Here is a 20,465-nt window from a genome sequence, read left to right on the forward strand (position 1 = left end):
CTTCAATCGCTTGATTCTTAAACTCATTGCCACGATCTGTGTGGAATAACTCTAGGTCTTCGAGGTTGCCTTGTATGGACGCAAAAGCTTCTTGGACAAGGGAGGCGTCCTTTCTAGGGACTGAACTATAGCCGATGATCTCACGGTTAACTTAAAGTAGTTGAGGGGTTAGTGCTCCCTTTTAACCATAATAGGGAGCGTCAGAATGTGAAAAATAATTATTAGTCAGGTTCATGTTACTATGACTGTCGATATATGGATGGTGTCGAGGAGCAGAGGGGAGAAGCATGTGGAGTGATTGAATAAATATTCAGTCTAATGTTCTGATGATTTACGCTGGAAAGTTTCCGTCTGAGATTGGAATGGCTTTGTTTGCACTGGGAATGGGGGGGGTAAAGCTTAAGAACTTGCCTGATTTCTCCACAGTGACCATTAAGTGCACGGTTCTCTTTCTACCTTTTGTACTATTTTGGCAAATCTACCATCGCCAAACCCCCTCCTTTACATATACCTCAGCACAAAACCTCTTTTAGGAGTAATTAGATTAACAAAATCAGTAATCATATAGTAGTCCGCGACCAATAATGGTATAATATTACTAATTATCTGGGAGGGGATTAGTGTGTATGCAACGAAACTACCTGAGAAAATACCCGTCTATATTCCTGTTTTACGTGCAACTTTGAAACTAAGTTCGGATCACTTGAATGAGTTGGGGAAGTTCTCTCAATATATCCTCTTCGCTTTAGGGAGAGGTCATACGTTTGAAGAGATACGTAAGGTGACTCTATTAGATGAAATGGTTATTAAGGAAGAGTTCTATTACTTAATGAAGGTTGGTTTATTGGAAGAGCGTGATATTAGCGATGCAGCGTTATCAGATCTTGGTGACAGCCTTTATTGGGTTATGACGTTTGTGGATCAGTTCAATCGAAAAAAAGAGAAGGTATTAATCAATTGTGTGACGGGTAATCTCCAGTTATTGGGCGAGTCTATCATTGTAGAGCCTCGGGACTGTAGTGACCATGCATATCGTTTGAAAGAGAAAATTGTTCGAAGGTTGTATAAAAACTTGAGCCCATTTAATTCCAAAGATTTTGTGCTTGAGCATTTTGGGTTTGATGAGCTTGAGGATCATTACCGGGAAGAATTACAAGTCGAAGTCGAGTACGAAACACCAATCCTTTATATACAGAAGGACATCGAGATGCTCCCTTCACCTAAGGCAGAGCCAGGACTTTCAGCACCTGAAGAAGAAGCGTCTTTGAGTAATAGAGAAGAAGGAACAGGAACTGTACATATTGAACGAACCATTCAAACAGTCCATTGGAAAGGATACTATGAATCTCTGGGACGATACCGCCCTCTTTTGGATAAACTCCAGTCTATAAAAGAGTTTGACTCAGCTCTAGTTACTGAAAAAAGCACAGAACTCCTTGCCTTGAGGCAGAAAGAGGTGGAGTTGAATCAAAAGGAGAATGTATATTACTTTGACCCTGTGACTGGTGGAGCTTTTCTTGCTATGCCTGATTTTCCTTATGAAGACGATAAGAAATGGACGGATGTCAAGCCAATAGGAACGCAAAAAAGACCTTCAAATGAAGCGGTTGCTCTTTTTTTAGGAGAAACGTCCATGAATGTACAGAGCAAAGTGGGAGAGACATATCACATAAGACAGCGCATTCCCTATGATTTGTTATTTATGACATCAACGGAGCAAACCGAACGAGCAAAAGATGAAATTCACGTAAATGGGGAGAGAGAGGAAGTGTTTGAATGGAGAGGGAATCCGCTTTTCGGTTCTTTGGCACCGCTCAGAAGAACATAAATGTCATTTTTGCAAGAAAAACTCTTACGAAGTCAAACATCATTTTCGTAGCAGTTGATACGGCTCTTGAAGTAGTCAAGGCCGGGATTAGTTATGCTGATTATTTATTTGAAAAAGAACATACTGAAAAATTAGAACAGGAACTCGAAAGGGCTAAAGAGAACCTAAACAAAGGGTATGAAGAAAGAATTATGCAACAACAGGTAATTATTGAAGAACAACGTAAACGCATGAAGAAGAAGTGGAAGACGTTTGAGCTAGAAATCGAAAAGGTAGGCAATGAGATGAAGGCTGAAGTGGAGAAGTTGTCAACACGATCAGATCGTGAGTATAAAGAACACTTGAAACGTTTGACTCTTATTGATGCTCTTCGTGCTCCTATTCTGGATATGCTTCATTACACGGCAAGTTTGATTGATGAAGAAGAGGAAAAGGGAACAAGCTCTAAACACTTATTTAGACTTCAAGAAGACTACCGTTTAGCTAAGGGCAAATACAATCAACTTATTCAAGAAACGATTTAGGAGGAGTATGGATGACGAAAAAAAGCGGTTTAGGAAATATGAGGGAACCGAAGAAGAAAAAAGGGAATAGTGAAACGTTTTTGGTAAATAAAGGAAACGTTGAAGTTTTGCCGAAAGAATCACACGAGAAGAGTTACAAAGTAAAGATGGATACAGTTAGTCATGTAGCCGATAATGTGGCGGATATAATTACACAGGTTACAAGTTCGATTGAGAAGGTTAAAGTGGCTTCTTATGAATTAGAGAAAATTCGTGAGAATGCCAATATGGAGATAACGAAGGCAAAGGAAAAGACTAAGGAAACCGAAGTGAAGGAAAAGGAGAGTACTAAAAGGGTAGAGGTAGAGACATCGGGAAGAATCGAAGAATTGCAGCTTGAATTCAAGAAATACAGTCTCGAACATGAACGTGAAATGAAACAGATCGAAAAGGAACACGAAAGAGGAATGCACAACCTGGACTCGATAGAGAAAAATGTGAGTATCCTAAGTGAGTGTGCCCATGTTCTACTTGAAGAAATGAAGGAGTGTAGACAGAAGGGGGTAGAGGTTCCCGATCGCCTAAGAGATCAAGTAAGTGAGCAGATGAGAGTTCTTGCAGAAAGTATGGTGAAACTAAAACCCTAAATATTAGAATAAGAAAGGAGGACTTCTGAATGCCTATTCCTGCTCTTGCTGTCGGTCTGGCTGTCATCGGTGTAGGTGCAGCAGCTGTGCATTTTGTATGTGACGAACTATCGAAAGAGGAATTGGAAAAACAGGAAAGGATGAAGGAAAAGTACAATCATTATGAAGCTGAAATGAACCGGTACAAAGAAGACCTTGAAAGACAATTCAATCAGGACTTAGAAAATTTGACAGAGGAAGACCGACTGATGAGGGAAAAGCTCAAGCAAGACTTTGAGCTCAAAAAATCTGAATTACGATCATTATATTACAATAAAATGAGAACGTTTGTCGAGGGCTCGAGGGAAAAGAGAATTGAACTTAAAAAAGAGCTCAATCAGGCTGTTAAGACGACGAGAAAACAACTGAAGCATCACCAAAGCACCCAACTTCGTCGACAGTCGCTCGTACACCTTCATCACTCCTTGGAAGAAGCGTTAGAGAAAGTGACAGCTTACTTGTTCTACCTTCGTAAATATGAAAGGTACTTGGATATTTGCTTTAAGAACAACGAGGAAATGTCAGAACCATTTCAATTGTTATTGCCTGAGTCATTTCCCTATGTGGGGAAGTTGGTTCGTTATAAAAAGAAGGACTTATTTTCAACAGGTCAGATTGCTATAGAAAAAGGCGTTACTATTCAATATCATTGTGTAGATTTGTTGGAGCTTGAGGAATATCATGAAGAAGCCGAAGTTCACGTTTTTGTAGAATCCTCCAGAAACAATATATGCACGTATTCTGTTTCAAAAGGACTATTCAAGTTTACAGCTCTATATCAACCTGGCATAGGGATTCAAACAGAAGTGCTCAAGCATGAAAGGAATCATATTCAGTTGAAATTCAAAGGGTTGGCCTTACGTTTACATAAGAATGATTTAGAAAATCCTTTCCGTACACCACCTAGAAAAGCAGAGCTCCGTGTTTTTCCAAAACAGTGGGACTATAATTTATATCATTACGAGCCTGTTGTAACAGAGAAATATCACGAAAGCTTTGCTGTTTGTCACTTTAATGAGGTACCTATAGTATTTGATGAAGATCACTACGCTGACTTTTTTGAATGGGTGAATCAACATAAAGGTCTTTGGGAAACGACTAATGAATGGAAGATTGCCCCGCTGAATGAAAAAGATATTCCTTATGTAAATGAAGTCAAGCTGCAGCTGGGAACAGATCTTATAATAAAAGCTGATGTCCAACAAGATATGAACGGCAACAGCTTCTTGTTCTACAAGGGGATGCTGGACGTTAAAGAATATGCATGTAATCCAGAGGATGTCTTTGTCGCTATGAAAGGAACCCTCGGTATTGTATTCAACGAGGAATTTAATCTCATTGATAAGAGCATGTTCACTGAAATGGAGCAGTTCTCTTTTCTCTTATTCAATGAATTCAATGATCAGAAGTTGATTAAAGATAGTGCGGAAGGTAGTGGCTTCTATAATAAATGGGCAGAAGTGACCGATCAACTGATAACCTATCTATATAAAGATGGTGAAGCTTATACTTCTACAGTTGGTCCAGTAAAATACAAGGGCTTTCGTCAAGACATAAAAATGCATCGATTTGAAATGGAAAGCCTCTATCCTGAGAATTGGAAAGAGTTTTTGTCTGAGAAAGAAGGCAACTACCGTCAATATTACTTCACTGAAAATGGTGAAGGAAGCTACTTACCAGTCGAGTTCTCCTCAACAGCCGAATCGATTTTTGTTTATGGTGATTTTGATGAAACGGATGAGGTGCAGGAATTAACCGTTTACATAAAGAAATATCCATATCCAGAAATTCAACAAAAGCGAGCTCTTGATGCTTTCAGGATTGGGATGTTAACGAACTCAAGGCTTAAAAATTGTTTGTTAAATCCCCGTTCGATTGATTCTAGGGTTTTAGAAACTACTACTCATCCATTTCAGAATCCACTTGTCGCTGAAAACACGACTCAGCGAGGAATTGTACACGCTAGTCTCCAACAGGAAGATATATATTTTATCCAAGGACCACCAGGGAGCGGAAAAACGACAGTGATTCAGGAGATTATCTATCAACATCATCAACAACACCCGGAAGACCGTATTCTCGTTGTTTCTCAAGCGAATGTGGCCGTTGATAATGTCCTCACAGATCTTGTTGGACAATATGATGTGGGGCGAATGATACGATGTGGGAAGACGACAGAAGGAGATATTTTACCGATCAGCTTTGAGAAGAGATATGAGGATTACGTGAGCTCCATTCAAGCACTTGATGCTGAAGCAGTCGGGGAAGATTTGCTTGACCATTGGAAAGGTATTGTCATGCCTGAAGATTACAGTGGTGTGAATTCCGAAGTTGGAGAATTGATTCTGAGAGGAAATAGTTTAATTGGGGCGACTTGTGTTGGTCTCGCTCAGAAGAGGATTGGTCTTGACCGTCTTTCTTTTGACCTTGTGATTATTGATGAAGCAGGAAAAGCCTTACCCGCTGAATTGCTCATCCCCATCAATCGTGCTAAAAAAGTGGTGTTAATAGGAGACCATAAGCAACTTCCTCCTGTAGTAAACACGGCTTTACATGACCCTGAAAAAATTGAACTGGAAAATAGAGAATACTGCAAAAATGAAATGTTTGAAACAAGCCTATTCCAGCGTCTATACGAAAGGTGTCCTGGTACTAATAAAGCCATGCTTGACACGCAATACCGTATGCCGGCTGTGATTGGATCTATGGTCAGCCGCTTTTTCTATAATGACAAACTTCACAATGGAATCAATACTTATGAGAAGCCAGTCATGGTTTTCAATAAGCATCTAAACTGGTTGGATATGTCAGTTGATGCAAAATATAAAGAAGATACAAGTCAAGGATCTCCTCGGAATGAGAGAGAAGCTGATGTAGTGTACAAATTAGTTCAGAAAATCAAAAACTATATTGATGATGGGAATAAAATTGCAATTATAACACCTTATAAGGGGCAAAAACGGTGCATCATAAACAAGTTTAAAAGAGAGAATTTTAAATTTGATGGTAGCGGTGTTGTGATTGACACAGTAGATGCTTTTCAAGGCGATGAAGCCGATGTAGTGATGTATTGTACAACCCGGTCTCAAAATAGAACAGCTTTCTTCTCAGACCATGCACGTTTGAATGTTGCCTTTTCCCGGACTAAATCGGATTTATTAATTATTGGTTCAATCAAATATTTTCGAGGCTATGGAGAGGATAGTCTATTGTATAAAGTCTCTCAACATGTTGAAAAGAACGGCGAGGTATGGAAATTCCCTGAACTACTAAAATCAATATAGAGCAAATGGCGGTGTCTGCCTATTGATTTTACAAATGCTACAGTTCAAATTGTTAAAACAGAGGGAGCATGGAAAATGACTAAGAAAACTAGGAGACAAAGACAAGGTGAAGTTCAAACGGCTGTGGCAGGTCTCGTGGTGATGGCTGGCATGTGGTTCATGTTTGAATTTGACGTGACGAGTATTTACTACATATTCGGGCTGCTTATTGTTGCAGCTTTAGCAGGAGGGATCGCTTCTACTTTTGTTCCGGATATGAGAAGGAAAGAGAACAAGGGTAAGAATGAGTACACGGGATTGCCTGATAGGAAGAGGAAAGCGAGTTCTCTGAAGGCGGCTGTTTCTAAGAAAGGGAAGTCGAACTTATTGCGGTCTGAGAAGGAGATCATGACATTGCCTCTGGAGGAGCTGTCTTGGAGGGAGTTCGAAGAGTTGTGTTACCTCTACTACAAGGCGAAAGGCTATCAACCGCGCAGGACTTCTGAGGGTGCGGACGGGGGAGTAGATTTGATCATCTTCGACCCTGAGCACAATACGGATGTTGCGGTGCAAATCAAGCATTACAAGAAGGGGAAACAGGTGGATGTGAAGTTGATCCGGGAGCTTGATTCGGCGAAGAAGAATCATGGGTGTGCGCTTGGGGATATGATTACGAGTTCTGGGTTTACGAATCCGGCGTTGGTTGAGGCGGATGATAGGAAGATTGGTTGTAAGGGAAGTGGATGGGTGAGGATGAGGGTGTTGGCTTGGAGAGAAATGGTGATAAAAGCACAGAACCAGCAATTCTATTCCTGAATAAAACTTATTGTATTTAAGAATCACCATCTAGAGGAGCTCTGAAGTTATTATTAACTGTATTTAGAAGCCGATATAGTTTGCCTTGCAATCGGTATTAGACTCCGTGTGGTAGTTTAGTGTTTTAGTCGTCAATTCAAAATTGGATATTTATTATCTTAGGGATGGTGAATAGACATGAACGAAGTAAATTTTAAAGAGCAGTGTGAGATGTTAGTTAATTCAGCAATTGAGTTTAGAGCAAAAGAGTTTATTAATAAAGGTACATTAGAGCTTGATTATACAATTTCCGACAAGATGGAAATGGGTGGATACTCAAGAATCGAGGATGGAAAATACACCTTTGTAATTAACTACGGGGTGTTTAAAAAGCTATTTGATATTTTTAATGTACTGCTCTATAAAGAAAATGAAATCTTCTATAGAATGGTTTCATTAGAAGAGGAATATGACCCCCAAAAAGCCCAACTTTACTTTGATTTATTGCTTGAAGTAGCATCGAAAGTGATTATTTTCCATGAATTGGGGCATGTCTTAAATGGTCATTTAGCATATATTAATAAGGAATTAGATTCTAAACACATGAATTTATTTATGAAGTCTGATAAGAATAGTATTCATCCAATGTTAAGCCGAACTTTGGAAATGAACGCGGATGCATTTGCAGCAACGTCTGTTTTGGCGCAGCTTACATATCAAAAAAACATAAACAGGTACAATGAATTATCAGATCAACTAATTAAAGATAAAAGCCATGCTTACGTATTATTCTTCATTGCAACAGATATTCTGTTTTCTCTAATGGGTACAGGGAAAAACAGAGCTGAAACAGACATACAACTCGCAAAGTATTTGCCTTTAAGAACGAGGTTAGATTGTTTAGTAGAGAATTCTTTAGCTGCTTACTACAATTTGAATCCGGAGCGTATCCAAGATTCCAATTATTTGAATATACAATTCTTTAGAGAAGTTGCTCCAAATATAGAAGCGTTTGTCAATCATTACTTTCGTGATGTTGAGGGTATTCCTGAAGAACAATATAGTACAAAAAACAATGGCGGAGAAATTTCTGAAGAGTATTTACGTCATTCTGAATTAGTCAGACGGTATTGGTCTTCTGATATAGTTGATAAAATGGAGAAATACTCATATTTTACTTTACCTCAATAATATACTTTTGAAATAAGCGCGGGCACGGTTCGGCACCAGTGAATTGGTAGGGGTTTTTTGAAAGTATGAAGGCGTCAAAAAGTTTAACATATTATAAATCTCTTTATTTTATGATCGAAAGCTGAAACCGAGGGGGATTAGGAGGATAGGAGGGCCACTATTCTCTTTAAATTAACCACGATGGCGGTTAATTTTGCCTGATTAGAAATGCTTAAGAGGCCATATCCCCTGGCTCGGGATAGACCGTGAAACCTCTTGAGTTCAGCATTCTTACCTTCTATCGAAGCTCTCTTTTTATACTTTTCTTTGAACACCTCTGTTTTCTGCTCTTGAGAGATTTTGTAAAACTCAGGCGCAAAAAACATGGGGACGGTTCAAGTCGAAGCGGAGGTGACGGAAGGGGTGCAAACGTACAAATGAAAGAACCGTCCCTTTGTTATGAAATAATATTGGAAAGTGGGAAAAATACATGACATATTTCAATGAACTAGCTCCATCGCATATTTCCTTTTACGTGGATTATCAGCAAATAAAGAAGGTTGCCTGGGACTTGATAGGTCAAGTAATAGGTAAGAAGATTCCTGTAGAATTGGAGTGTAAGAAGTTGGAGGGAGATATTCTTTTCAGATTGGAGTTAGATATATCTTCTCTAGATGAAGCAGAAAATTCCAAACTGCAGGCATACGGTTTTTCTGAAGAAACGCCTTATGTAAATTTTGATATTGTATATCAAACTCTTTTTGAGGGTCTTCCAAAGCCAGCAATTACACGTGTTTCTGAATCGGGTAGTGAGGATGACTATTTTGAGGTCGAAATTTACTATTTAGATTATGTGGAAGCTATTGAGCGGAATAAAATAGCACCTGCTTTTTGATATTCATCGCTTTGTTTCCGTAACAAACAAAAGCCGCTCTCTAATATTGAGCGGCTTTTGTCACTATATTAACCATGGTCCCGAACCGTCCTCACGCCTTTCTTCTTCGCAACAGGAAAGACTACAAGCCATCCCATCAGTTTCACTTATCAACTCTTTGCCTTCGATTTCTGTAGATGAATAAAGGAAGATTTCCTATCATCGTTCATTAATATTTCGTCTCTCTAATTATATTCGATCTTTCGATAATCTTTCCTGATTGTCGAGACATCACTTTTTACCAGCAGGAAGCTTAAGAAAATTTCCCCTGCCACTGACATGAATAATGTTGGAGGGTGCGATGAGTCGGTCAATAGCCAAGATAATTGGAAAAACATTCTCTTCTTTTGTCTTTTTCATGGTAAAATATGAATATATACAAGGTACATAGAACTATAAAAAACTGGAGTAATGGAAATATGAATGTTATGGTGACAGGTCCTATTAGAAAGGAAAATTAATACTATGGATAAAAAAGCTTGGCTTAGTCAAAAAGGCTTTACTTTAGTAGAGCTCTTGGCTGTCATTGTTATTTTGGGTATTGTAGCTGGGATTGCAATTCCTAGTATAGGTGGGATCATTCAGAAAACTAGAGAGGATGCGGTTAAAGCTGAGGCTTTACAAGTTCTAGACTCTGCAAGACTCTATGATACAACTACTGAAGCCACTTCAGATCGTGTGATATCTTCAGAAGAATTGTCCTCATATATCGAAGACGTTGATTTGGGCAATTATTCCGTCATAGTCAATTCTTCTAACTACTCATTAACGACTTCTACAGTCACAGCTGGGAATGCATCTATAACTTTTGAGTGTGCAACATTACTAGAAATCAATCAAGACAGTGAAAGAGGTACGCGAACTATAGGTAGTTGCGAAGGAACAGAAACTGATACGGAAACGGACACCGATACAGGAACAGATACTGATAACGGGACTGATGGAAAAAGTTTTTGGAATGGTTAGGGCTATAAGCGCGGTAATGCAATAAATGGGGACGGCTCTCACATTTGACCAATCGTTTACAATAAGAGAAACCGTCGCTTAGTTATATGTAATAATTACATAATTATCGAACATTAAACATCATGATTCCTTTGGTCTTATTTAATTAATTACTAGATGAGGGGGTGTTGATATCCAATCATCGGTATTTAGATCCCCCCATATTGTTTAAATAGATTCCTATTACTCTTATTGTTTGTCCAATAACGAAAGATGCTAGCCATTAGTGACCCAGTAATATCTTAATTAACGAGCGGTTGTACGCTGCAGTTTCCTAACCTACTGCACGTTAATGGTGGTGAAGAATTGAGTGAATATGAAGGAGGAGATAGATTTGAAGAAAATCATGCTAGTACTTTTGCTGACATTGGCATTCTTTTTAGGGGCGAATACTGTTTCAGCGGAAATCGAACAAGACAGAGTGGTTGACGGAGATAAGGTTTGGAACATTGAATTTAGAGTATCGATAGATTTGGAATCAGCTAAAAAGGCTATTTCAGTAATGGATACCACGGGAGAAGAAGTACCTATTAGCATTTCCTATGGCACATGGGAAGACCAGATTGAAGTCAAGCCGGAGTCACGTTACGAACCGGGACAGTACACGCTATGGATTGGTTCATCGGTTAAGGGGCAGAATGGTGCTCAAATGGGAGAGCCTGTATCGATGAGGTTTTCTGTGGGAGGGAAGGCATTCACTTCAGTTGAAGGGAGTTACCCTGAAGCTTATGCATTGTCCAACCTGAACACGGGAGGCTCTGTCATTAAACCGAATGATTATTATTACTACGTAGGTCTTGATGGTCTATTTAAAGCGAAGGAAGTAGGAGGGGCTGCTGAAAATATTGCTCCGATGGTTCAAACAGATGCTCCTTATTTCTATAATGGTTGGATCTACTTTAAAGGGACGGATGCTGCCAGTAATCGTTGGGATGACTATAAGGTGTATCGAGTGAAACCTGACGGATCTGACCTGGAACAGATTACGGAGAACCATGTATTATCTTATTACGTAAATGATGACTACCTCTTTTACGTGGTATTTAATGGTTGGGATCAGAAAGATTTCATTTACCGCAGGGATCTAGCTAGTGGAGAAGCGGAGAAGATCTTTTCGGTACCAGTAAATGAAACGATGGGGATCTTTTATGAGCGAGATGGTTGGTTATATTACCGGAACGATAGTCAGGGTGAGTTGGAAGTGGTTCGGTCGCGTATAGATGGAAGCGGGTATGAAGGTGTGGTCACAGACGAGTTCATCGATACAAAAATTGAAACTGATCTGACAGCCTTCCGTGATGTCATTTCGTTTGCTTTTGAAGGAGACTATATCTACTTTGGTCTAAACCCTGACTATGAATCTGAAAAGTATTCGTATGAACATCGTGAAACACCGATCTACCGAATGAACCTCAACACGAAAGAACTTGTGAAACTCGCAGATCTTCCATATATCGGGTTATTGAACGTGCAGGAAGATTGGATTTTTGTGAGTGGAGAAAGCTATGCGCCGATTAAGAATCTGGTGAGAATTAGTAAGGATGGTCTGAACCGAGAAGTAATATTAGATCAATTGGCTGGGGCGTTTGTTGAGAGCGTAATCGGAGATGAAGTCTACTATGGTCCTGGTACACCTCATTTAGCGAAAGTGGATGTCAACACATTAGAAATCACGCATTTCTTTGAAGAGTGAAACAGAAGGACAGGCACCTTTGCCTCTTAATAAGAGGCAAAAGAGACTTGTAAAATAGAAACGCGGGTAGGGTGGAGTAAGCGCTGGGACGGGTCGATCAGTGTTCAATAGGAAGTTTTGCTCGCAGAAAAGCTGTTTGATGAGTCTTATCTCATCAAACAGCTTTCTTTTACTTTAGGATTTCTTCAATCCGCAAAATATTTATTGCTCTGTAACATGGGGACGGTACTCAAAATTGCTCAATTGTTCACAAACAAACCTTCCTTGCGTTATTCGAACAGGGTTTGGTCGTGGGGCCTGAACAGCCCTCACGGTAAAAAAATCTTTATCTTTCTACAAAATAACCCAATAAATTTAAATTTTGGTACAATGTATACAAAAAGAATGTGCTTTAGGACCTAAAACTTTTGGAGGTGAATGGTTATGAATCATCAAGAGCTTCTTCTGCTGCCTTCATTCGAAGAAGAAGACATAAAAAGCTTATATCGAACCAGCCTCTATGCCAATGGCGTTCATCGGCTTCTTTTTCGCATGAATCAAACGGTTGATAACCCGCTGATTGTGAAACCACGCTACAGAGCGGTTGACTTGATGCATTTTTCAAAGGGGACTGTGTCGGCTTTGCCTTCTTCTTCCTTTGATACTTTGAGTTTATCGGAAGGAGAAAATGTCCGGTTCTACTATAGGGAGGACTTAGTAAGGAACGCTGATCTTACTGAAGACCCTTTTGAGAGAACGAGTAAAGGCGCAAATTCATTAGAATGCCTCTACGTCCCATACGAGGAGCGTTACTCGACAGGTGATGCCCACTTACATAAGATGGGGGATCGTCAGGATTGGCTCGACTACATTGTTCAATTTTTTCACGATATGACGAAGATGAATGTGTGGATGGAACCTGGCATCACCCATCATTCCTTTCTATTCAATCGGGACGGTGGGATAGAGGCCTTTATGACCTATGATTTACTTCGCTTAGCTCCTTCATATGACGAGGAAAAGGTTCGTAAAAACAACTTGATGATGCTTTGGCAGTTTGTCGATCATCTATCTGGCACCCTTCCGAATGAGGTGATGAATCAACTTATCGAACAGCATGGCTCTAAGCTGAATCGTCTCTATTCTTTTATTCAGCGAAGCGATTTTCTGCTATCTGATTTTGATGGGGTCAAGCGGATGATGAATTTGACCATGTTTTCCAAGCAAAAGAAAAAAGAGGTCGGTGTCTTCCTGGATACGGCGAACATCTTAATCGGAACCGGTAATTTGGTATTCGATTTCCATCACTTTTTGAAAATCTTATACGGGGATGCAGAGCAATATCATGTGAAAGATAAATATGCCACGGTATTCTACCCTGAATATGAGGAACAAGAACGGACGGATAAAGTCGCAAAGCGTATAACGGCGTTGAAAGGATTGCTGGAGGAGCAGGGCTTTCATGTGTTGAAAGCATCGAATGACAAAGAAAAAGCGAAAGAAATCATCGACGGGGAAGAAATGGATGCTGACGATCTGGCGTTGATGGATAAAATCAGAGAGCGGAAAAACAAATATGAAGAGGTTCTGCTACTCACTGGAGATGGGCACTTTCTTCCGATCGTGGAAGAACTGAACGAAGAGGGGATTAAGGTGAAAATCGCTTCCGTTTCAGAAGCGGATACAAATCAGGCATTCATTTCCCGTTATGAAAAGGACCATAAGTTTTTGGTCGACTATGGGGGATGCTTTACATTATATTGAGGGGTGGTTTTAAAGTGAAGTGGAATAGTAAGTTTATTGGTCTATACATACTGATCTCAGCTGTTGTATTATTCCTTTTCTTATTCATGAAAGGGGCATTTGATGATGGATCTAACATAACATCAGAGCTGGTTCCTGTCGGAGTTAACGTGGTGACATTTTTAGTATTAATCTTCGTTACATTATTTGCTGTTGGTCGAAACAAAGAAATGCATGGATACTTGCGTCAGTATTCAGATCCTCGGTCCTGGGAGTTTAAGGATGTCCAGGATAAGATTCAACAATCCCTAACAAATCATCAGAATGAAAAGGTTGAGCTCTCACGAGACCATGTGCAGACCGTCATTGAGAATTATTTCGCGCACTTTCGGATCGCTGATAAGTACAACGCGGCCAGGGAACTGAAACTGATTCAAGCATTAGGGTCCATTACTATCCTCATCGGGGTTTTAGGAACATTCGTTGGATTGGTCTTTTCATTGAGAGGCATTAACACGGAGGAAATTCAAAGTTCGATTGCGCCGATTCTGTCTGGGATCGACACGGCGTTTTATACGAGTATTGCTGGTATACTCTGTTCGATGGTCATTAATTTACATACAAAATTCAAAAATACGGACCAGCTTTTCTTAAATATCATGTTGACTGTCGAAAATGAAATATTAGCGGATAAAGATAACTTTGCCACTAGTAAGGTTGTCGAAGCCATTGGGGAAGTAGGGGATGAAATTAAAGGATTGAAAAAGTCATTTGAAGGGATTCAGACTTTTTCAAAAGACTTCGAAGCCGCTTCTGAAAATTTGGTTCGTTTTAATGATGACTTCGGACAATCGACAGGCAAATTGAATGATACCTTCAAGAACATGCAAGACATTATGGAAGCCTTCAACCAAAGTTCAGACAAAATTCATCATGACTTTGAACATTTACTTGAGTATTTACAGCATCAGGATACCTTCCAGCAGCAATTGGTTTCGAGTATCGAAACCTCTAATGACAGGCTCCATTCATCTATGGATCGAAACGAAGAATTCATGACATGCCAAATAGAAGGCGTTCAGCATCTTCATGAACAACACCATAATTTCATGTCTCAATTTATGGACCATTTCGATTCGATGTGTGTCAAGATTGACGAATCTATGAATCAGTCTCTGGAGGACACGAAAGATGCATACGAATCGATGAGTGCTTTTCAGAATAGTATCCTGAGTGAGCAGAAGTCCATTGTCGAGACACAAATCGAATTTGAAAAGAAAAATACCCTTTTATTAGAACAGGTCAGTCAAGCTACTTCCTCTATTCAAGATGTGTTGGATCATACGTCATTCGATGGTTTATCAGAAGTTGCGTCTCAATTGAAAGAACAGACGGACAGGCTCTCCACCACATTTGCTAGTACGATGCAAGGACTGGAACATGTACAAAGAGGAAGTGATGAGAGCGTTACGTTATTGAACAAAATCAGTGAGGAGTTTACGGCACAAGCTCAGCGACAAGCCGAAAACCAGAGTGATTTGGAAGACAACATGAAGACTTACTTAGATAAAAATGAGCAGATTTATCATTCTTTCGAAGAGGCGATCGGTATTTTCAAGCAGCAAGGGAAAAACCAGGATGACTTATCTGATTTAGCTGTGAAAATGGAGCAGCAGTTCGAAGATAATTACCGTAAGATAACGGACCAAACGGTATCTCTGAATGCCTCTATGGGAGAATTTATGGATAAGTCCACCAAGCAGATGGAAACCTTTATCCGTCAAACTGAAGAGAGTATGAATAACAACTTAAGCAAGTCGATTCAAGAATTAGAGAGATATGTGAAAAATACGAACAAAATTCTTGATAATCGATTCTTTACCATGGAAAGTAAAATGATCTTGAATGATGAGGTCGTCAGGACCGTCCTAGAAGATCTTCACCAGTCCATCGACTCTTTGAATGAGAATGTAAGGAATATGAAACAACAAAAAGAATCATTCGTTGTAGAAGGGTAGGGTAGGTCATGCGGAATAAATACAAACGTCTGGTCGAAAGCCCGAATAGTGATAATGATTTCTGGCCCTCTTTTACCGATTTATTGACGACTATTCTACTCGTTATTTTACTTGTGCTGCTTGCGATGATCGTCAATATTCATAAAGAAAACATGGCGAACGCAAAGGAAATTCAAGAGCAAGGCGAAATGATCCGCGAACAAAGGGAAAAAATAGAGATGATTACAGGAATTCGTCAAGACATCATTAAAGATATGAAGGAGACGTTTAGTAAAACGGACCTCGATATCGAAATCGACCCAGAAACCGGGGCCATCAAATTCATGAACAATGACCTTCTTTTCGAAACGAATAAAGACGTGATCAGACCGGCATTTAAAGAAGATTTGAACTCGTTCATCCCTTTATATATTGGAGTATTGTACAAGAAATACGGCGACGAAATCACACAAATCGTCGTAGAAGGTCACACTGACGACCGCGGCTCTTACATGTCGAATCTGGACTTGTCCCAGAAGCGTGCATACAGTGTCGTCAAATACATTCTCGGTGAGGAAATTAGAGATTACGAGTTCAAGACGAAACTGAGAGAAGACATAACAGCCAATGGTCGTTCTGAAGCGATGCTGAAGAAAATAAATGGTGTCGTAGACAGGGAAAATTCAAGACGTGTCGAGTTTAAGTTCAGACTGAAGAATTATAGCGATAGGATGGATTAGTTTGGATTGTGCCGACTTCCAGCGTTCCTAGGCGTTGGGACAGAAGTCGGACGTAGTTTATCAGGCATGTGTGATCTACAGAGTCCAAATTTTAGTGAAAGCCAGGCTCTTTTAAATGAAGAGCCTGGCTTATTACGTTTTATATATTCAATTAAGGTTTCAGCCACTGATCTAAATTATACTCTGGGACCTCTTCGAACGGGCCATTGGTTGGTGGGCTTTGTTCCGTCATCTGAAGTAAAATGTCTCGATCAAATTGGCGGAAGCTGTCTAATACGGAAAACCATTCCCCTTCAAGCTCAATGAGCAAGTTCGTGTTCCGTATCATGGTATTGTACCCAAGATGATCGAAGAAAGCTTGAGCTACGTAACGTTTTCCCCTGGAGCTGTTTACCCTTCTTTCTAGTAAGTCATAAGGCGTGAGCGCGATGATATCTTCTTCATTTTCTTTCGTAATCTCGAGGGATTCATCACCATTCATACTCCAGTATTCAAATGAATAACTTCCAGCCCGGTTGAATAGGGTTTCTTCACCGAACTGATCAACCACTTCACGTGCTTTATATAGATGGATGATATCATCTTTCGGTATATTGTATTCCGTAAGCTGATAGAATTCGTTCTCAGCAAATTTCAGTCCCATGTTTCGCTCACTTCTGTCTGTCCGGTCCCCGCTCCACCGTTCGCCATTCAAATAATCCATGAAGTATTCTTCGTATTTACCACCAACGGATTGATCGGAGATTTCAGAACTTTTTTGTGTGACAAAATCCATAACGAGTTCATATTCTTCTTGGTTCATCACACTATAATCGTGTTCACCATACTCTACATAAATCCGGTCTTCAACAGGATTCGCAGGCTTTACATAATTAAGTGTGTCTTCGTATTGAGACACTTTCGTCTTCATTTCTTCTACTCGGCTGGTCACTACGTTTAGAGTGTAAAGAGAACCGTCGCTTACATCCGCTGCCTTTTCATAGCGGGCTTTGATTTTGTCATTCAGGTTGCCCAACGTATTTAAGCGTTCACCCAGCAGATCGAATTGACTCCATCCAATGTAATCGATTTTTCTATCGATTGCGAGAAGCAACTCTAATGCTTCTGCATGTTTTGATGCTATGCCATCAAGATTTCCGTTTTCGAACATCGTTTCGATTGCTTGTGCGTGTTTGTTCAATTGAGTGATATATTCGGACTCGTTCCATTTGTTTGTCTCTTTTTTGATGAACGCACCGTATGCGCTGTTTACGCGCGCTTCTTGCTTCCCTTCTGGAATGAGTGTATCAACAATCTCGAATTTCATGATGACGGGTTGGGCCATCTCTCTTCCTTTCTGTGAAGTCACTTCTTTATCAATGGTGAGCGTATATTCTATGCCTTGTTCGTACCCGATTACAGGGGGAAAGACATACCCTTCATTTTTATGTGTGTCAAAATCAAGCGTCACTTGCTCAACAGTCTTTCCTTCATCTGTTTTGACATGCACGACATCTTTATTGAACGAAGACGGATTTATGGCTTCACTGAAGTTCACCGTCCAATATTTATCTCTGTCGGTCGTCAACTGCTTCTCAAATTCGGTTGCACTGGATGCTGAAGATGGGGCAGAGCCTAAGGTAAGTATTGAAATGAATAAAGTTAAGATCAAAAGCTTTCTTATGTAAGGTTCCATTTTACCTCCTAGAGTAGTGTGAATTTGAAGAAAAGTTCCTAGTTCTTTATTCCTTTCTCCACTTCCCATTATCTTCTTATCCTTTCACTCCGTCAATGTATCATGGTGTAATCATCTAATATTTTCCTTGATTCCTATAAAATGATTAAGTCTATGTACCTGATTCCGATATACTAATAGGGCGGAGAATCGCTATTGCATAATGAATAGCCGTTTCGTTCAATTTTAAAAAGGAGGAGTTGTGTTTATGAAAAGGATACTTATTTTAATTATTGCTATGTTTTTCTCTTTTCAAAGTGCTGCCTTTGCGGACGCAGAAGAAAACGAGAACAAACAGGATATTGGTTTGAGCGTCATTCAGTATGAGGAAGGGAAGGGAGAGTTTATCGATCGGATCCGACTATCAAAGGGGGAGCTTGAGACGATTGGAACGGATGAGATTGTCGGCTACGTGCTTGGTCCTGACCACGATAAGCTTTTAAAGGTTCCTTTAGTATTCGAGAAAGAGGATATACGTGGACGCAAGTGGTATCAGTTGGATTCAACACTTGATGTTCCGGGAGAGGCGTATTATTTTGCCGTCTACCCGAAGTCTGACCTAACAGGAGCGTCTCCTCACTTCGAGTCGAAAGTTTTTACACCCATGATGCTCATTAAACAACGGGTGTCATTTCATGATGCAGATGAAGACAAGGCGGAGTGGGGTGGCCTCATCGAATTCACGTCCTATCTCAATTCGGATTTGGTTGATGAATACCGATTGATCGTTCGATCTTCTGAAGGTAAAGAAGAATTCATCGACACCCTGCCTGTTGAACAAGGTTCCCAGGTGTATCGCCTTCAAGACGATACGACATTTTCAGTAGAACCACATTCTCTCATTATAAAAGCTGTGAGTGATCAATATGGTGTCGTCATGGAATTTCCAGCCTACATAAAAAATCGTGACTCGATTGCAAGGGAACAACTTACGTCGAGCGATGAATTGAAATGGGAAGGGCAATGGGCCACTAGCTTGAACATAAATTCAGGTACATTGGACGTTTCCACCCGTTTTGAAGAAGGTCGGCCTACTCATTTGTTGTTTTACACAGAGAAAGGTGGAGAACAGTCCTTCTTGGCATCGTTTCCTCCATACGGAAAGGAATACCCCCTTACGAAAGAACAGCAATCTCAATTAGAGAAAGCGGATCGTATGGTTATGTATGCTCGCGAAGATGGAGAAGTTTCCGAGGAAGCTTGGGAAGTTCCCGTGTTCAGGCAAGGTCAGTCTTCCTTTAAGGCAAAAGCTTATGATGCAAATAGTGAAAAAGGCAAAACGGATTATAAACTTGAAGTGGAACAGTGGGGGAACTTAGAGGAAGTGGAGCTGGTCGATTTCTCTTATCTAAATGATGAGGGAGAACTGGAGTCTGTCCTGAAAGTGAAAGTGGAAGAAAACATGCCTCGTTCATTCGACTTGCCTGTATATAAAAAAACATGGCTTAGAGTCAGTAAAGTGAACGGGGAACAGCGTTACCAGATTGACGACCTTCATGTTGAGGATGCTTATGAAGAAGAAGAGCCGGAAGAAATCAAAGAGGCAACCAACCACATTGAACTAGAACCACTTGTCACGACGGAGAAATTAAAAGAATGGACGGTTCAATTCAGCGAACCGATGGATCCGAACACCATTAACGAACAAACCGTTTATATGGAGCATATCGAAGGACAGCCTTTGACGCCCATCATCGAATTAGCTGAGGATAAGAAAACGTTGAAGGTAACATCAAGGTACGGTTATCTGCGTTTTGATCGTCACCATTTGGTGATTACAGACCAAGTGAAATCGATGAAAGGCGATCCTCTGAAATCCACCTATATTCAGCCGATTTTGTATTATCCTGATGATTACGGAACAGAAACGGCTGTGAATAAAGACCAACGTCTCGAACGGGTGAACTTGTACAATACCTACCCCTTCACTTCAGAGAATACAGGGAGTAAGGGCGTTAAGATCATGGTTCCTCTAGGGAATCAAAACCGCAATATGCCATTATTCACGGAAGCAGCAAAGCAGTATGACATCACCCATTTCAATTATTCCGTGACCCCTGAACCGACCTCTGTAAAGGCAGTGATGGAAGAATTCAACGAGGATACGAAGCTTCGTTTTAAAGAAGAAGGCGTCTATGTAGAAGGCGATTCTGTTATAGAAGAAGAAGGGGTCGTCGATTACTATAACTACTTAACGGAAACGGGCCATGAGAAGCCCGTCTATGTGACGATTGTCTACTACAATGGTGATGGAGAAGCGGTCGCGTTTGAAGAAGAGTACTTGGACCTCACTCGTGCAGAAGAATTATATGATGGGCGTAATTAAGAGTAAGCGCGGGGGGATCCCCGCGCTCACTTGCGCATGCTCAAGTCCTGAATTTTCACCACATCGTAGTCATAGTCCAAGTGCCATCT

At 40.3% G+C, this 20,465-nt stretch carries 14 protein-coding genes and 2 pseudogenes; 13 read left to right on the forward strand and 3 right to left on the reverse strand.

What is annotated here, in order from left to right; all coding sequences use genetic code 11:
* Positions 1-148, reverse strand: a pseudogene (locus LCM20_RS12140) (IS3 family transposase); the annotation flags it as partial.
* Positions 149-799: 651 nt separating this feature from the next.
* On the opposite strand from LCM20_RS12140, the gene LCM20_RS12145 reads away from it, so the two are divergent.
* The 6 genes from LCM20_RS12145 to LCM20_RS12170 all read left to right on the forward strand — a co-directional run bounded on the left by LCM20_RS12145 (position 800) and on the right by LCM20_RS12170 (position 8,266).
* Positions 800-1,828, forward strand: coding sequence for a hypothetical protein (locus tag LCM20_RS12145; protein ID WP_225195743.1), 1,029 nt, complete (start codon positions 800-802; stop codon positions 1,826-1,828).
* The gene (locus LCM20_RS12150) at positions 1,777-2,352 is read left to right on the forward strand and encodes a hypothetical protein (RefSeq protein WP_225195744.1); all 576 of its coding nucleotides are present in this window, start codon (positions 1,777-1,779) and stop codon (positions 2,350-2,352) included. Before LCM20_RS12145 ends, LCM20_RS12150 begins: the two co-directional genes overlap by 52 nt.
* Positions 2,353-2,363: 11 nt before the next feature.
* The gene (locus LCM20_RS12155; RefSeq protein ID WP_225195745.1) at positions 2,364-2,978 is read left to right on the forward strand and encodes a hypothetical protein; all 615 of its coding nucleotides are present in this window, start codon (positions 2,364-2,366) and stop codon (positions 2,976-2,978) included.
* Positions 2,979-3,007: 29 nt separating this feature from the next.
* Entirely contained in the window at positions 3,008-6,301 is a 3,294-nt protein-coding gene (locus tag LCM20_RS12160; RefSeq protein ID WP_225195746.1) for an AAA domain-containing protein, read from the forward strand.
* 75 nt (positions 6,302-6,376) lie between these two features.
* On the forward strand, positions 6,377-7,096 hold the full coding sequence (locus tag LCM20_RS12165) for a restriction endonuclease (protein WP_225195747.1): 720 nt from the start codon (positions 6,377-6,379) through the stop codon (positions 7,094-7,096).
* A 177-nt stretch (positions 7,097-7,273) separates the two neighbouring features.
* Positions 7,274-8,266 carry a hypothetical protein gene (locus tag LCM20_RS12170; RefSeq protein ID WP_225195748.1) on the forward strand — a complete coding sequence of 331 codons (993 nt, stop codon included), beginning with the start codon at positions 7,274-7,276 and terminating at the stop codon, positions 8,264-8,266.
* A gap of 140 nt (positions 8,267-8,406) precedes the next feature.
* Here LCM20_RS12170 and LCM20_RS12175 read toward each other — a convergent pair.
* Positions 8,407-8,619, reverse strand: a pseudogene (locus LCM20_RS12175) (transposase); the annotation flags it as partial.
* A gap of 116 nt (positions 8,620-8,735) precedes the next feature.
* On the opposite strand from LCM20_RS12175, the gene LCM20_RS12180 reads away from it, so the two are divergent.
* The 6 genes from LCM20_RS12180 to LCM20_RS12205 all read left to right on the forward strand — a co-directional run bounded on the left by LCM20_RS12180 (position 8,736) and on the right by LCM20_RS12205 (position 16,336).
* Entirely contained in the window at positions 8,736-9,140 is a 405-nt protein-coding gene (locus LCM20_RS12180; protein WP_225195749.1) for a hypothetical protein, read from the forward strand.
* A 504-nt stretch (positions 9,141-9,644) separates the two neighbouring features.
* Positions 9,645-10,145, forward strand: a complete 501-nt coding sequence (locus LCM20_RS12185; RefSeq protein ID WP_225195750.1) for a type IV pilin protein — start codon at positions 9,645-9,647, stop codon at positions 10,143-10,145.
* 373 nt (positions 10,146-10,518) lie between these two features.
* Positions 10,519-11,877: a DUF5050 domain-containing protein gene (locus tag LCM20_RS12190; protein ID WP_225195751.1), complete on the forward strand. Its 1,359-nt coding sequence runs from the start codon at positions 10,519-10,521 to the stop codon at positions 11,875-11,877.
* A 423-nt stretch (positions 11,878-12,300) separates the two neighbouring features.
* Positions 12,301-13,620: an NYN domain-containing protein gene (locus tag LCM20_RS12195; RefSeq protein ID WP_225195752.1), complete on the forward strand. Its 1,320-nt coding sequence runs from the start codon at positions 12,301-12,303 to the stop codon at positions 13,618-13,620.
* 14 nt (positions 13,621-13,634) lie between these two features.
* Positions 13,635-15,617 carry a MotA/TolQ/ExbB proton channel family protein gene (locus LCM20_RS12200; protein ID WP_225195753.1) on the forward strand — a complete coding sequence of 661 codons (1,983 nt, stop codon included), beginning with the start codon at positions 13,635-13,637 and terminating at the stop codon, positions 15,615-15,617.
* 8 nt (positions 15,618-15,625) lie between these two features.
* Entirely contained in the window at positions 15,626-16,336 is a 711-nt protein-coding gene (locus LCM20_RS12205; RefSeq protein WP_225195754.1) for an OmpA family protein, read from the forward strand.
* A gap of 151 nt (positions 16,337-16,487) precedes the next feature.
* Here LCM20_RS12205 and LCM20_RS12210 read toward each other — a convergent pair whose 3' ends face one another.
* Positions 16,488-18,011, reverse strand: a complete 1,524-nt coding sequence (locus LCM20_RS12210; RefSeq protein ID WP_225195755.1) for an Ig-like domain-containing protein — start codon at positions 18,009-18,011, stop codon at positions 16,488-16,490.
* A gap of 247 nt (positions 18,012-18,258) precedes the next feature.
* Here LCM20_RS12210 and LCM20_RS12215 point away from each other — a divergent pair, with 247 nt between their 5' ends.
* Positions 18,259-20,376, forward strand: coding sequence for a hypothetical protein (locus LCM20_RS12215; protein WP_225195756.1), 2,118 nt, complete (start codon positions 18,259-18,261; stop codon positions 20,374-20,376).
* Positions 20,377-20,465 lie beyond the last annotated feature (89 nt).

This window comes from Halobacillus litoralis, assembly GCF_020171725.1.
GTDB lineage: Bacteria > Bacillota > Bacilli > Bacillales > Halobacillaceae > Halobacillus > Halobacillus litoralis_F.

What these genes read in the sequence shown, in the direction of transcription:
- LCM20_RS12165 (WP_225195747.1), top strand. Translation starts at nt 6,377, where the DNA reads ATGACTAAGAAAACTAGGAGACAAAGACAAGGTGAAGTTCAAACGGCT.
- LCM20_RS12160 (WP_225195746.1), top strand. Translation starts at nt 3,008, where the DNA reads ATGCCTATTCCTGCTCTTGCTGTCGGTCTGGCTGTCATCGGTGTAGGT.
- LCM20_RS12150 (WP_225195744.1), top strand. Translation starts at nt 1,777, where the DNA reads ATGGAGAGGGAATCCGCTTTTCGGTTCTTTGGCACCGCTCAGAAGAAC.
- LCM20_RS12215 (WP_225195756.1), top strand. Translation starts at nt 18,259, where the DNA reads ATGAAAAGGATACTTATTTTAATTATTGCTATGTTTTTCTCTTTTCAA.
- LCM20_RS12170 (WP_225195748.1), top strand. Translation starts at nt 7,274, where the DNA reads ATGAACGAAGTAAATTTTAAAGAGCAGTGTGAGATGTTAGTTAATTCA.
- LCM20_RS12155 (WP_225195745.1), top strand. Translation starts at nt 2,364, where the DNA reads ATGACGAAAAAAAGCGGTTTAGGAAATATGAGGGAACCGAAGAAGAAA.
- LCM20_RS12185 (WP_225195750.1), top strand. Translation starts at nt 9,645, where the DNA reads ATGGATAAAAAAGCTTGGCTTAGTCAAAAAGGCTTTACTTTAGTAGAG.
- LCM20_RS12180 (WP_225195749.1), top strand. Translation starts at nt 8,736, where the DNA reads ATGACATATTTCAATGAACTAGCTCCATCGCATATTTCCTTTTACGTG.
- LCM20_RS12205 (WP_225195754.1), top strand. Translation starts at nt 15,626, where the DNA reads ATGCGGAATAAATACAAACGTCTGGTCGAAAGCCCGAATAGTGATAAT.
- LCM20_RS12145 (WP_225195743.1), top strand. Translation starts at nt 800, where the DNA reads ATGGTTATTAAGGAAGAGTTCTATTACTTAATGAAGGTTGGTTTATTG.
- LCM20_RS12195 (WP_225195752.1), top strand. Translation starts at nt 12,301, where the DNA reads ATGAATCATCAAGAGCTTCTTCTGCTGCCTTCATTCGAAGAAGAAGAC.
- LCM20_RS12210 (WP_225195755.1), bottom strand. Translation starts at nt 18,011, where the DNA reads ATGGAACCTTACATAAGAAAGCTTTTGATCTTAACTTTATTCATTTCA.